Source organism: Rhizobium johnstonii 3841, from assembly GCF_000009265.1.
In the GTDB taxonomy this organism is placed as follows: Bacteria; Pseudomonadota; Alphaproteobacteria; order Rhizobiales; family Rhizobiaceae; genus Rhizobium; species Rhizobium acaciae.
This window is the reverse complement of sequence record NC_008380.1, coordinates 2,355,497-2,367,795: the sequence shown is the minus strand read 5'-3', so window position 1 is coordinate 2,367,795 and position 12,299 is coordinate 2,355,497. Positions and strand designations below refer to the sequence as shown.

General features: G+C 62.1%; 11 protein-coding genes. 1 reads left to right on the top strand and 10 read right to left on the bottom strand.

Translation table 11 applies throughout. The features are described 5' to 3' along the window. Positions 1-14 precede the first annotated feature (14 nt). The 9 genes from RL_RS11625 to RL_RS11585 all read right to left on the bottom strand — a co-directional run bounded on the left by RL_RS11625 (position 15) and on the right by RL_RS11585 (position 8,837). A complete protein-coding gene (locus RL_RS11625; protein ID WP_011651834.1) occupies positions 15-596 on the bottom strand; it encodes a GNAT family N-acetyltransferase in 582 nt (193 codons plus the stop codon). 2 nt (positions 597-598) lie between these two features. After that, positions 599-1,240: an SGNH/GDSL hydrolase family protein gene (locus RL_RS11620; protein WP_011651833.1), complete on the bottom strand. Its 642-nt coding sequence runs from the start codon at positions 1,238-1,240 to the stop codon at positions 599-601. An 18-nt stretch (positions 1,241-1,258) separates the two neighbouring features. Beyond that, complete coding sequence (locus tag RL_RS11615) at positions 1,259-2,614, bottom strand: pyruvate dehydrogenase complex dihydrolipoamide acetyltransferase (protein WP_011651832.1); 1,356 nt, start codon at positions 2,612-2,614, stop codon at positions 1,259-1,261. Between the two features lie 15 nt (positions 2,615-2,629). Next, a complete protein-coding gene (locus tag RL_RS11610; protein ID WP_011651831.1) occupies positions 2,630-4,021 on the bottom strand; it encodes a pyruvate dehydrogenase complex E1 component subunit beta in 1,392 nt (463 codons plus the stop codon). A 15-nt stretch (positions 4,022-4,036) separates the two neighbouring features. Further along, positions 4,037-5,083, bottom strand: coding sequence for a pyruvate dehydrogenase (acetyl-transferring) E1 component subunit alpha (gene pdhA, locus RL_RS11605; RefSeq protein WP_003539317.1), 1,047 nt, complete (start codon positions 5,081-5,083; stop codon positions 4,037-4,039). A 145-nt stretch (positions 5,084-5,228) separates the two neighbouring features. Beyond that, positions 5,229-5,549 (bottom strand): FtsB family cell division protein, encoded by a 321-nt coding sequence (locus RL_RS11600; RefSeq protein WP_011651830.1) that lies wholly within the window; start codon positions 5,547-5,549, stop codon positions 5,229-5,231. Positions 5,550-5,686: 137 nt separating this feature from the next. Continuing rightward, positions 5,687-6,961 carry a phosphopyruvate hydratase gene (eno, locus tag RL_RS11595; RefSeq protein ID WP_011651829.1) on the bottom strand — a complete coding sequence of 425 codons (1,275 nt, stop codon included), beginning with the start codon at positions 6,959-6,961 and terminating at the stop codon, positions 5,687-5,689. 137 nt (positions 6,962-7,098) lie between these two features. Next, on the bottom strand, positions 7,099-7,944 hold the full coding sequence (gene kdsA / locus RL_RS11590) for a 3-deoxy-8-phosphooctulonate synthase (RefSeq protein WP_011651828.1): 846 nt from the start codon (positions 7,942-7,944) through the stop codon (positions 7,099-7,101). Beyond that, positions 7,941-8,837 (bottom strand): VOC family protein, encoded by an 897-nt coding sequence (locus RL_RS11585; RefSeq protein WP_041936318.1) that lies wholly within the window; start codon positions 8,835-8,837, stop codon positions 7,941-7,943. The genes kdsA and RL_RS11585 overlap by 4 nt, the downstream gene beginning before the upstream one ends. Positions 8,838-9,034: 197 nt before the next feature. On the opposite strand from RL_RS11585, the gene lexA reads away from it, so the two are divergent. Continuing rightward, the gene (gene lexA, locus RL_RS11580) at positions 9,035-9,754 is read left to right on the top strand and encodes a transcriptional repressor LexA (RefSeq protein ID WP_011651826.1); all 720 of its coding nucleotides are present in this window, start codon (positions 9,035-9,037) and stop codon (positions 9,752-9,754) included. Here lexA and RL_RS11575 read toward each other — a convergent pair. After that, positions 9,735-12,167, bottom strand: coding sequence for a ComEC/Rec2 family competence protein (locus tag RL_RS11575; protein WP_041936565.1), 2,433 nt, complete (start codon positions 12,165-12,167; stop codon positions 9,735-9,737). The two genes, lexA and RL_RS11575, sit on opposite strands and share 20 nt — an antisense overlap. Positions 12,168-12,299 lie beyond the last annotated feature (132 nt).

Sequence of the window (12,299 nt, the reverse complement as noted above, 5' to 3'; positions counted from 1 at the left end):
GTTTCCTGCCTTTGTTACGCTGCGCTGCGGGTCATGAGCACCCACGCATGTCTCTTGCTGTTGTCGAAGAGCGGCACGGCATCGGCGCGCGCAGCCTCCAGGAATCCGTTTCTTCCATAAAGCGACAAAGCCGCTTCGTTGTCGCTGGCGGTGATCAGGCTGACGGGCCGGCTATCCGCCCTTTCGATCTGATCGTCCAGCAGCCTGCGTCCGATGCCGATGCCCCGCAGGTGGCGATAGACGCCGAGACTGCCAATGAACCAACTTCCGACCACCGTCTTCTGCAAGGCAACCATCGGTGCGGTCGCCGGAATCGTCGCCTCGATATCACCTATCCCCTCACCCAGCGCATGGCCAATCGCCACACCAGCGACCTCGCCATAGGCCTCTGCAATGACGGCATCCCGCCAACTGCCGACAGCCTCCTCCTCGCCCATTTTCAGCCGCCCCCGCTCCAGCGGCGTGTCGCTCACGCCGTTTTCCACGCCGGCAAACCAGAGCCAGGAGGCAAAACCGCGCGATGCGATATCCGCCAGAATCGCCAGCTCCGAGGCATCCCGCCGTGAGGCCTGCCGGAGGGCGATGAAGGAGGTCATGCTCAGATCCCCAGCATCATCCGCACGATCGATTCCAGCCCGCGGCCGAGCGCACGCGTATTCTCCGCATCGAGGTGAATGCCGTCGATCGGTGTGGTCTTGGCGACGGAATTGCCGTCGAAAAAGCCACAACCGAGTTCGTCGGCAAGATCACGATAAAGCGTTGCTAGCTTTGACGATTCCTCGATGCCGCCGGGAAACGATGCGGCGAAGGGCACATTGCCCGTCGCGCGGATCGCCGGCGGCGCCACGATCAGGATCTCCGGCCCATCGAATTCGAAGGGCCAGGCATGATTGCGGATCAGCCGCACGAGCCGGCTGATGCCCTGGCATGCGGCAAAGGCCGAGCCTGCCACGACCGGCTTCATGTCATTGGTGCCGAGCAGAAGGATGACGAGGTCGAGCGGCGCATGCGTCTGCAGGATCGTCGGCAGGATGCGCGCACCGTTGCGGTCGCAATCGGCGAGATGGTCGTCGAAAGCGGTGGTGCGACCGTTCAAGCCTTCGGCGATGATACGCGCGTCACCGCCGAGCGCTGCCTGAAGCACGCTCGGCCAGCGATTCTTGTAATCATGACGGCCGATCGTCTCGGCGTCATAACCCCAGGTCAGCGAGTCACCATAGCAAAGAACGGTCTTGGTCATTTCCGCCTCGTGCCGCTATCAGACAAGCATGCCCATCGGGTTTTCGATGTAGCCCTTGAAGGCCTGGAGCAGCTCGGCGCCGAGCGCGCCGTCGACGCAGCGATGGTCGGTCGAGAGCGTGACTGACATCACGGTGGCAATCGCCATTTCGCCCTTCTTGACGACGACCCGCTGTTCACCGGCGCCGACCGCGAGGATCGTCGCATGCGGCGGGTTGACGACGGCTGCGAAGTTCTTCACGCCCATCATGCCCATGTTCGAGACCGAGCTGGTGCCGCCCTGATATTCCTCGGGCTTCAGCTTGCGGTCCTTGGCCCGCTTGCCGAGATCGCGCATCTCGTTGGAGATCGTCGACAGCGTCTTTTCCTCGGCCTTGCGGATGATCGGGGTGATCAGGCCGCCGGGGATCGAGACGGCGACGCCGACATCGGCGTGCTTGTGCTTGACCATGTTGCTGTCGGTCCAGGAGACGTTGGCATCCGGAACGTCGCGCAGCGACAGCGCCATGGCCTTGATGACCATGTCGTTGACCGAGAGCTTGTAGGCCGGAGCGTTGTCCTTGCGCGGAGCCGCATCGTTCAGTTGGGCGCGCAGCGCCAGCAGCGCATCGAGCTCGCAATCGACGCTGACGTAGAAATGCGGGATCGTCTGCTTGGATTCGACCAGGCGCCTGGCGATCGTCTTGCGCATGCCGTCATGCGGCACGAGCTCGTAGGAACCAGGCTCGAAGAGCTTGAGCACGGCTTCTTCGGATGCGCCCTTCGGCGCGGCGGCCGGAGCCGCCGAGGCTTGCGGAGCGGAGGCAGCGGCGGCGGGTGCTGCGGCCTTGGCGGCGCCACCGGCAACGGCGGCTTCAATGTCGCTCTTGACGACGCGGCCGTGCGGGCCGGTGCCTGCGACTGCCGAAAGATCGATACCGGCTTCCTTGGCCAGTCTGCGGGCAAGCGGCGAAGAGAAGGTGCGGTTGCCATCAGCCGAAACCGATGCGGGTGCGGCGGCGGGTGCTGGCGCTGCAGCCGGAGTGGACTGCGCCGGAGCCGGTGCAGCTTCGGCCTTCGGCGCGGCCGCACCGTCTGCCTTCGGCGCTGGGGCGGCGGAACCCGCAGCGCTTGCGGCAGCAGCGACGTCCTCGCCATCGGCGGCGAGAACCGCGATCAGCGCATTGACCTTGACGCCTTCGGTGCCGGCCGCAACGACGAGCTTGGCGACCGTGCCTTCATCGACGGCTTCGACTTCCATCGTCGCCTTGTCGGTCTCGATCTCGGCGATGACGTCGCCAGATTTGACCTTGTCGCCTTCCTTGACCAGCCATTTGGAAAGATTGCCTTCCTCCATGGTCGGAGAGAGGGCGGGCATCGTGATATTGATCGGCATCGAAACACCCTCCCCTTATTTGTAGCAAACAGCCTTCACCGCATCGACCACTTCGCCGACGTTCGGAAGGGCGAGCTTTTCGAGATTGGCGGCGTAAGGCATCGGAACGTCCTTGCCTGCGATCGTCAGGATCGGCGCATCGAGATAGTCGAAGGCCTGCTGCATGACGCGGGTGGCGATTTCGGTGCCGACGGATGATTGCGGATAACCTTCCTCGACGGTCACCAGACGTCCGGTTTTCTTCACCGATTCGATCACAGCCGGCAGGTCCATCGGGCGGATAGTGCGAAGGTCGATCAGTTCGACATCGATGCCGAGCTTTTCGAGTTCGGCGACAGCCTTGATCGCATAGGTCATGCCGATGCCGAAGGAGACCACGGTGACGTCCTTGCCCGGACGATGGATGCGCGCCTTGCCGATCGGCAGGACGAAATTGTCAAGCTTCGGCACATCGAAGTGCTGGCCGTAGAGAATTTCGTTTTCGAGGAAGATGACCGGGTTCGGATCGCGGATCGCAGCCTTCAGTAGGCCCTTGGCATCGGATGCCGTGTAGGGCATGACGACCTTCAGGCCGGGAATGGCGCTGTACCAGGCTGCATAATCCTGGCTGTGCTGGGCGCCGACACGGGCCGCTGCACCATTCGGGCCGCGGAAGACGATCGGAGCGCCCATCTGGCCGCCGGACATGTAGAGCGTCTTGGCAGCGGAGTTGATGATCTGGTCGATCGCCTGCATGGCGAAGTTGAAGGTCATGAACTCGACGATCGGCCGAAGGCCGGCCATGGCGGCACCGACGCCGACGCCGGCAAAGCCATGCTCGGTGATCGGCGTATCGACGACGCGGCGGGGGCCGAATTCCTGCAGCAGCCCCTGCGTGACCTTGTAGGCGCCCTGGTATTCGGCGACTTCCTCGCCCATGACGAAGACGTTTTCGTCGGCGCGCATTTCCTCGGCCATGGCGTCGCGCAGCGCTTCGCGCACGGTCGTCGACACCATTTCGGTGCCGGCCGGGATTTCGGGGTCGTTCTGCACCTGGGCTTTCGGCTCGGCCGGAACGGGTGCGGATGCCGGAGTTGCGGCAGCCGGCTTTTCCTCCTGCGCGGCCTGCGGTGCAGCAGCCGGCGCTGCTGCCGGAGCGGACGCAGACATGTCGGATGCGGATTCACCGTCCTGCAGGAGAACGGCGATCTTGGCGTTCACCTTGACGCCTTCGGTTCCAGCAGGAACCAGAAGCTTGCCGATGACGCCTTCGTCGACGGCTTCGACTTCCATCGTCGCCTTGTCGGTTTCGATTTCGGCGATCACGTCGCCTGAAGTGACCTTGTCACCTTCCTGCTTCAGCCATTTGGACAGTGTGCCTTCTTCCATGGTCGGAGAGAGGGCGGGCATGAGGATATCGATAGGCATGGGTTCCCTCCCCGATTAGAGCAGAATGTCGGTATAGAGCTCGGATACATCCGGCTCCGGATCGGCCTGGGCGAAGTCGGCGCTGTCGGCGACGATGTCGCGGACATCCTTGTCGATCGCCTTCAGATCGTCTTCAGAAGCCCAGCCCTTTTCGACGAGGCGTGCCTTGACCTGTTCGATCGGGTCGTGCTCGGAGCGCATCTTCTGCACCTCGTCCTTGGAGCGATACTTCGCCGGGTCGGACATGGAGTGACCGCGATAACGATAGGTCAGCATTTCGAGAATGATCGGGCCCTTGCCGGAACGGCAATGTTCGAGCGCCTCGTCGGCCGCAGCCTTGACGGCGCGGACGTCCATGCCGTCGACCTGAATGCCGGGGATGCCGAAGCCGGATCCGCGCAGCGAATAATTCGACTGCGCGGTGGCGCGGGCGGTCGAGGTGCCCATGGCGTACCGGTTGTTCTCGACGATATAGACGATCGGCAGCTTCCAGAGAGCAGCCATGTTGAAGCTCTCGTAGACCTGGCCCTGGTTGGCAGCGCCGTCGCCGAAATAGGCGATGGAGACGCTGTCGTTGCCGCGGTAGCGGTTTGCGAAGGCAAGGCCCGTTCCGAGCGAGACCTGGGCGCCGACGATGCCATGACCGCCGTAGAAATGCTTCTCTTTCGAGAACATGTGCATCGAGCCGCCCTTGCCGTGGGAATAGCCGCTGCGACGCCCGGTCAGTTCCGCCATGACGCCGCGCGCTTCCATGCCGGTTGCCAGCATATGGCCGTGGTCGCGATAGGCGGTGATGACCTGGTCGCCATCCTTCTGCGCCATCTGCATGCCGACGACGACAGCTTCCTGACCGATGTAGAGGTGACAAAAGCCGCCGATGAAGCCCATGCCGTAAAGCTGGCCGGCCTTCTCCTCGAAGCGGCGGATCAGCAGCATCTCGCGATAGGCCTTGAGCTCTTCATTGCGATCGAAGTCGGCTACCGGGCCTCCGTTCGATGCTTTGGCTGCCGGTTTTGCTGCAGTTTTGCGGCTGGAAACGGTCGCGGTCTTTCGCGGCGCCATTCAACCCTCCCTATGGGTTTGTCGTTTCTTGGTGGCGCGTACCATAGGGAAGAAATATGACCACAGCAATGCCATAATTGCATGGCTCGTATTCGGCGCTAAATTATTGGAAAAACAATGAAAATTCCAATTAACTTGTTTCCGGTTAATTGGAATAATGGTTGAATATGACGATCTCGTCCGCGCGCGACATGTTGAGCTGATAACGCGCTTTTTCGTCCAACATATCCTTATCGAGCGAGCCGTCACTCAAAAGCGCGACCTGGTTTTCCAGATGTTCGCGCTTCGTCTTCAAGACCGCAAGCTCTTTTTCACGGGCGACACGCTGACGCTCGAACGTCTCCGTCGCGCGCAGGCCGTAATCGCCATGGATGCAATGATAACCGAAATAGGAGAGGAAGGCGACCGTCATGGCCGGAATGACGAAGCGACCGATCTTTCTCTTCTTATGATGCTTTGTCCACATACACGCATGCTCTTGAACGCATTACCAATTCATTCAATCTAGCGCGCAGAGATTAACCGTTCGTTGACTCTAAAAAACGGGCAACAAAAAACCCGCGCCGGGAAGGCGCGGGTCAAGCCGTTGGAAATCAGGTCCGATCAGCCGCGAATGATCGAGCGGCCGGCATACTGGGCCTGGGGGCCGAGGCCTTCTTCGATGCGGATCAGCTGGTTGTACTTGGCAAGACGGTCGGAACGCGACAGCGAGCCGGTCTTGATCTGACCGCAGTTAGTGGCGACCGCGAGATCGGCGATGGTCGAATCTTCGGTCTCGCCGGAGCGGTGGGACATGACGGCGGTATAGGCCGCCTTGTGCGCCGTGTTGACGGCATCGAGTGTTTCCGTCAGCGTGCCGATCTGGTTGACTTTCACCAGGATCGAGTTGGCGACGCCCATGCGGATGCCGTCGCGAAGACGGGCGGAGTTGGTGACGAAGAGATCGTCGCCGACGAGCTGGGTCTTCTTGCCGGCCAGGTCGGTCAGCGTCTTCCAGCCATCCCAGTCGTCTTCGGCCATGCCGTCCTCGATCGAGATGATCGGATAGTTGGCAGCGAGTTCGGCCAGATATTCGGCCATGGCGCCCGATTCCAGCGTGCGGCCTTCCCCTTCGAGAACGTATTTGCCGTCCTTGAAGAATTCGGTCGAGGCGCAGTCGAGGCCGAGGCACATGTCGTCGCCCGGCTTGTAGCCGGCTTTCTCGATCGACTTCATGATGAAGTCGAGGGCCTCAGGCGCGCTCTTCAGGCCGGGTGCGAAACCGCCTTCATCGCCGACATTGGTGTTGTGGCCCTGCGCGGCAAGTTCCTTGCGCAGCGTGTGGAAGACTTCAGAACCCATGCGCACGGCTTCGGCGATCGAATCGGCGCCGACCGGCAGGATCATGAACTCCTGGAAATCGATCGGGTTATCGGCATGGGCGCCACCATTGATGATGTTCATCATGGGCACCGGCAGCAGGCAGGCGGAAGCGCCGCCGACATAACGGTAGAGCGGCAGGCCGGACGCCTGGGCGGCAGCCTTGGCGACGGCGAGCGACACACCGAGGATGGCGTTGGCGCCGAGACGCGACTTGTTCGGCGTGCCGTCCAGCTCGATCATGATGTTGTCGATCTGGATCTGATTTTCGGCGTCGATGCCGCCGATCGCGTCGAAGATCTCAGTGTTGGCGGCTTCAACCGCCTTTTCGACGCCCTTGCCCAGATAGCGCTTGCCGCCGTCACGCAGTTCGACCGCCTCATGCGCGCCCGTCGAGGCGCCCGAGGGAACGGCCGCGCGGCCCATGCTGCCATCTTCGAGATAGACATCGACTTCGACGGTGGGGTTGCCACGGCTATCGAGAATCTCGCGGGCGATGATATCGGTGATTGCAGTCATGGGTTCTTCCTGCTCGGTGGGTGATAAACGGTTCGAAACCTGTCTTAGTCGAAGGCGTGCAAATTACAATGCTGCAATAGCCTTCGGACCAGCGTTCGGATGTGGCCTATAGCACGATCATGTCAGACTGTTGAACGTCAAGCCTTGGCGACCGCATCGAAGGCGAGCAGCTTTTCGAGAAGCCGCGGCATGTCCTTGAGATAGACCATGTTCGGGCCGTCCGAAGGGGCATTGTCGGGGTCCTGATGGGTTTCGACGAAGACACCGGCGATACCGGCAGCCACCGCTGCGCGCGCCAGGGTTTCCACGAATTCCCGCTGACCGCCGGAGGATTCGCCCTGCCCGCCCGGCTGCGCCACGGAATGGGTCGCATCGAAGACAACGGGGGCGCCCATCGCCGCCATGATCGGCAGCGAGCGCATGTCGGAAACCAGCGTATTGTAGCCGAAGGAGGCGCCGCGCTCGCACAGCAGCACGTTCGGATTGCCGCTGGCGTTGAGCTTCTTCAGGACGTTCTTCATATCCCAGGGAGCGAGGAACTGGCCCTTCTTGACATTGACGACGCGGCCGGTCTTGGCGGCGGCGATGAGAAGGTCGGTCTGGCGGCAGAGGAAGGCAGGGATCTGCAGGACGTCGACGACCTTTGCCACCTCCTCGCATTGCTCGGCGGTATGAACATCGGTCAGGACGGGAAAGCCGAATTCCTTCTTGAGGTCGGCAAAGACCTCCATGCCCTTCTCGATCCCGATACCGCGTTCAGCCGACAGCGAGGTCCGGTTCGCCTTGTCGAAGGAACTCTTGTAAACGAGGCCGATGCCGAGCTTTCCGCAAAGCTCTTTCAGCGTGCCGGCAACCATGAAGGCGTGGTCGCGGCTCTCCATCTGGCAGGGACCGGCAATCAGCGACAGGCGGCCGGCATTGGAAAAGGTGACCTGGCCTTGGCCTTCGCCGATCCTGACTTCGGAATTCGTATCAGTGCTCATCGTGTTTCCTCGAAGGCGAAGTGCGTGCCCTGCCCGGGCGCGGGCTTCACCAGAATGCGATTGTTCTTGCGCGTGTGTGTCACCCCGTTAGCAGCCAAATGCGCTTCTGTCACGGCAAGATCGGCGACAGCGAAGAGGATTGCCCGGCCGCGCAGGCCGTGATCTACGGATGAGCCGGCGATGTCGAAATAGGCCTCCAGCCCTTCCGGAGTCATCAGGCTGATTTTCGCATTCGATGCCGCGATATTGACGCCGAAACCGGTTTTCTCGACTGCCGATTGCGCCACGGCAAGGCCGACGAAGGCAGCGAAGGCGGCAGCATCAGGCGCGCAAAGCGCGATCTCCGTTATGCCTGTCACGCCATTGGCATGCGTCTCCAGCGCGGCGCGTGCGGCCGGTAGCGGATTGACGCGCTCGACAGCGAAAAGCAGGAGATCCGGCGCGCGCAGGTCGCCGGCGAAGGCCAGCTTGAAGCCGGCAATCGTCTCGGAACCGTCCGGCATCGTCATCGGCCGGGTGAACTGCAGCATCTCGCCGGCGCTCGATCCGTTGCCGACGAAATTCTGATGATCGATGCCGGCGTCCTTGCTGCCGAAAGCCAGCCCCGAAAGCCCCTCCTCGCCACAGCGGAAACGGAAGGCCTGGTTGCGGGCAGTGAAGACATTGCCTTGGCGCGCTGATGCCTCGCTCTCCTCGACGCTCGCAATCCCGAGTGGCTCCAGATAGGTCTTGCCGGCAAAAAAAACGCAGGCGTTTTCCGTTCCGAAGGGATGGCGCGCATCGGCGGCAACGGTGAAACCGAGCTTGCCGAGCCTCTCGCGCGCCAGATCGATATTGACGACCGGCAGCACGACATGATCCAGCGGGCGCGGTTTGGCGGAATGCTCGTTCATCATATCCCTCCCGGAACGGCAAGAGACGTGCGACGGCGCGCCCCTCAATGCAAGAGATGTGTCCCAATCCGGCGAATGAAAATAAAAATCTCAACGAGTTGGCGCCAAGTTTTACGGAAATTTAGCTACTTGCGGAACACATATGGAACATATAGTGTCTGTTCTGGATTTGTTTCAATCACGAGGTCACAACGTCGATGCTCACGCGCAAACAACAGGAGCTTCTCCTTTTCATTCATGAGCGCATGAAGGAATCCGGCGTTCCGCCATCTTTCGACGAAATGAAGGATGCCCTGGACCTCGCCTCGAAGTCCGGGATTCATCGCTTGATTACAGCGCTCGAGGAGCGTGGCTTCATTCGCCGCCTACCGAACCGCGCCCGCGCGCTCGAGGTCATCAAGCTTCCGGAGGCCTACAGCCCCAGCATCCAACCCCGGCGCGGCTTTTCGCCGAGCGTCATCGAGGGCAGCCTCGGCAAACCTCAGCCGGTCGCCACCCCTGCTCCCGCAAAATCCGTCGCCGACAACGGCAACTCGGTCTCTGTGCCGGTCATGGGCCGAATCGCCGCCGGTGTGCCGATCTCGGCGATCCAGAACAACACCCACGACATCGTCGTTCCGGCCGATATGCTCGGTTCCGGTGAACATTATGCGCTCGAGGTCAAGGGCGATTCGATGATCGACGCCGGCATCTTCGACGGCGACACCGTGATCATCCGCAATGGCAGCACCGCAAGTCCTGGCGACATCGTCGTTGCTCTGGTCGACGACGAAGAAGCGACACTCAAGCGCTTCCGCCGCAAGGGCGCCTCGATCGCGCTGGAGGCCGCCAACCCGGCTTACGAGACCCGGATTTTCGGGCCGGACCGTGTCAAGGTTCAGGGCAAACTCGTCGGCCTCATTCGCCGCTATCACTGACATTGGCCAGGCTGGATTCGGTAAAACTGTTGCTGCGCCAGTCATAGGCGCGATGGCGCATCCATGGCCGCGACAATGCATCGAATGCGGTTGCGACCTCCAGGCCGGTGTCCGTGAAGCGCAACTCGATGGAACCGGTCCTGCGCAGCGTCTCGCCCGTGAAGAGCGTCGCACCTGAGCGGCAGCTGTTGAAGCGAAGGCGGACCGACGTCACGACGATATCGGCCGCGTCGCATGCCGGACCGAGATAGGCGGCATTGTCGATGACGGTTACCACCTGACCATTGCCAAGCCTTGATATGCACCAGGCCTTCTTGACGCAGGAAAAGCGGTTTGTGTCACCGGCCGCTGTGGCCGTCCGCATCGCGGTCCTCGCTTCGTTCTGCTGATCGCGGGAAAGCCTGACGCGGCGATCTTCTCCCTCAGGCGAGATAGCAGGACCATCCAGCATTTTCGGCGGATCATGCCTCGGCAGGACCAGCGCTCTCTGCCACTGGTCGAAGATGAAGTCCGGCGGTCTTTCACGGTTGGAAGCCATTGCCGCCGCCTCGACGACCGCGACGAGACTACCATCCTCCGAAATCACCAGATCCGGCGGACGGGGACCCGGCAGAAGCAACAGGATGAGCGTTGCGACCGCGATGATCGATGTGCCGACATGGCGCAACCGGGTGCGGAGCAGCGTCAGCAGCAGAAAGCCTGCCACGGCGACCGCGAAATACCAGGCGGGCAAGCGGCCGACGTCTATATTGCCATCCCAGCCGGACACCGTCTTTGCGACCGCGATCACCAGATCGAGGCCGAATCCGACGACCTTCCAGGGCAAAACATCCAGACCGAAAGGCATGAGCAGCATCGCCAGCAGGCCGGCCGGCATGATGATGAAGGAGATGATCGGCATTGTCGCGAGATTTGCCGGCAGGCCGTAGGCGGTCAGGCGATGAAAATGCTCGATCGAAAACAGCGCGGTGGAAAGACCGCCGATCAGCGAGGTCAGGAAGACGCCGCCGAAGAAGCCCGCAACCGTAACGAACGGCCTGATGACCGGCAGCTTCAGGAAGGCGTTTTCGCGGACGCGCCGGTCCTTCCACAACTGATAGCCCGAGACCAGCGCCAATGTCGCGGCAAAGGACATCTGGAAGCTCGGACCCAAGACTTCGGACGGCGAAATGGCGATGATGACGAGAGCGGAGAGCGCGACATTGCGCAGGCTGATCGACGGCCGGTCGAAGAAGACGGCAATCAACATGATGGCCATCATGATGAAGGCGCGTTCGGCCGAGACCGCAAAGCCCGAGATCAGGAAATAGGCGGTCACGGCGATGAGCGCGCCGGCGGCAGCGATTTTCTTCGTCGGGTAGGCCTCAGCGATGCCGGGAATGAGGCTGAGCAGCATCCGGAAGCCGACGAAAAAGATGCCGGCCGACAGCGCCATGTTGAGACCGGAGATGGCGATGATATGAGCCAGACCGGACTGGCGTAGCGCCTCCGTCGTTTCATTCGAGATGGCACGCCGCTCGTCCGTCACCAGAGCAGCGGCGAAAGCGCCGGTGTCGCCGGGCAGGATCGACCTTATGCGGTCACCAATGCCGCTGCGCAGCCGGTAGAGCCCTTCGAGGAGCGTTTCCGCCGTCGATCTGGCCGCCTGGGGACCAACCTGCGCATCGACCTTCGTCGGTGCACCGTAGAAGAAGCCGTTGGCGCCGATGCCATCGAAATAGGCACCGAAGGAGAAGTCGTTGAGCTCGGGAAGTGCTGGGCCCGCCGGCGGCGTCAGTCGCGCCCTGCCGGTGATGATATCGCCGATCTCGAAGGCCGCGTCCGCGCCGCGGGCGATCGCGGTGATGCGTTCCGGCGGCCGCTTCACCTGTGGCGCCTCAGTACCGGTGACGGTAAGAATGTAGCGCCACCGCCCGCGACCGTCGCCTTCGCGCCGCTCGACGCGGCCGGTCACCGTCGTCGTCACTGCGGAATCGAGGATCACGGTCGAAGCCCGCCGGCTCTCGAACTGCGCCGTGACCATGCCGCAGGCCACGAGCGAAAGGCCCAGCAGCGTTGCCCGCACTGCCGCCCGGCTGCGGCTGGCGATGAGAACCGCCACGGTCAGCGCCGACAGGCAGAGCAGTGATGCAACGAGAGGAAAATCCGATGCCGCGAGAAACCAGACGGCTGACCCGGCGCCGAGGAAGACCGGCGAGAACAGCAGCAGGCGGCCGTGGTCCGCCTCCTCGCCCAGCATGCGCATGCCGGCACGCAGCAATTGCGAGGCTGCGGCCGGCAGCCGGTGGCGCAATGGTGTCGCCGACTGCGTCCGTGTCGGTCGCGTCACCACGACAGGTGGTGAAAAACGGGAGGAGCCGGCAAGGCCTTCGCCTGCTTCCGGCCGCAATTCGACTGTCGTCAACTCCTGCATGAACCGCCCAAGCCCGGCTGCGAAGGCGGCCAGAATGCAACCTCCAATCAAATCCGGCAAGAATAATCGATTGAAATATGAGGGAAAATCGCGAGCGCCAAAAGACCAGTCGAATCATCGGCTTCCGATATG

Coding starts and splice junctions, on each gene's coding strand:
- RL_RS11625 (WP_011651834.1), bottom strand. CDS start 596: ATGACCTCCTTCATCGCCCTCCGGCAGGCCTCACGGCGGGATGCCTCG.
- RL_RS11620 (WP_011651833.1), bottom strand. CDS start 1,240: ATGACCAAGACCGTTCTTTGCTATGGTGACTCGCTGACCTGGGGTTAT.
- RL_RS11615 (WP_011651832.1), bottom strand. CDS start 2,614: ATGCCGATCAATATCACGATGCCCGCCCTCTCTCCGACCATGGAGGAA.
- RL_RS11610 (WP_011651831.1), bottom strand. CDS start 4,021: ATGCCTATCGATATCCTCATGCCCGCCCTCTCTCCGACCATGGAAGAA.
- pdhA (WP_003539317.1), bottom strand. CDS start 5,083: ATGGCGCCGCGAAAGACCGCGACCGTTTCCAGCCGCAAAACTGCAGCA.
- RL_RS11600 (WP_011651830.1), bottom strand. CDS start 5,549: ATGTGGACAAAGCATCATAAGAAGAGAAAGATCGGTCGCTTCGTCATT.
- eno (WP_011651829.1), bottom strand. CDS start 6,961: ATGACTGCAATCACCGATATCATCGCCCGCGAGATTCTCGATAGCCGT.
- kdsA (WP_011651828.1), bottom strand. CDS start 7,944: ATGAGCACTGATACGAATTCCGAAGTCAGGATCGGCGAAGGCCAAGGC.
- RL_RS11585 (WP_041936318.1), bottom strand. CDS start 8,837: ATGAACGAGCATTCCGCCAAACCGCGCCCGCTGGATCATGTCGTGCTG.
- lexA (WP_011651826.1), top strand. CDS start 9,035: ATGCTCACGCGCAAACAACAGGAGCTTCTCCTTTTCATTCATGAGCGC.
- RL_RS11575 (WP_041936565.1), bottom strand. CDS start 12,167: ATGCAGGAGTTGACGACAGTCGAATTGCGGCCGGAAGCAGGCGAAGGC.